The sequence below is a fragment of the Pectobacterium jejuense genome (genome assembly GCF_026800125.1).
In the GTDB taxonomy this organism is placed as follows: Bacteria; Pseudomonadota; Gammaproteobacteria; order Enterobacterales; family Enterobacteriaceae; genus Pectobacterium; species Pectobacterium jejuense.
This window is the reverse complement of the sequence record NZ_JAPQKX010000069.1, coordinates 1-227: the sequence shown is the minus strand read 5'-3', so window position 1 is coordinate 227 and position 227 is coordinate 1. Positions and strand designations below refer to the sequence as shown.

At 54.2% G+C, this 227-nt stretch carries 2 tRNA genes; both read right to left on the bottom strand.

The annotated features are described in order from the left end of the window. Positions 1–76: transfer RNA gene (locus NXT09_RS22505), tRNA-Gly, on the bottom strand. Positions 77–151: 75 nt separating this feature from the next. Then, positions 152–227: transfer RNA gene (locus tag NXT09_RS22500), tRNA-Gly, on the bottom strand.

Below are 227 nucleotides of genomic sequence, written 5' to 3'. Positions count from 1 at the left end.
TGGAGCGGGAAACGAGACTCGAACTCGCGACCCCGACCTTGGCAAGGTCGTGCTCTACCAACTGAGCTATTCCCGCATATCGGACAGACATTAACAGGCGTTACGTCTGATTATGCACACGGTCTGTATGGTGACAAACAGTGATAAAACTTGGAGCGGGAAACGAGACTCGAACTCGCGACCCCGACCTTGGCAAGGTCGTGCTCTACCAACTGAGCTATTCCCGC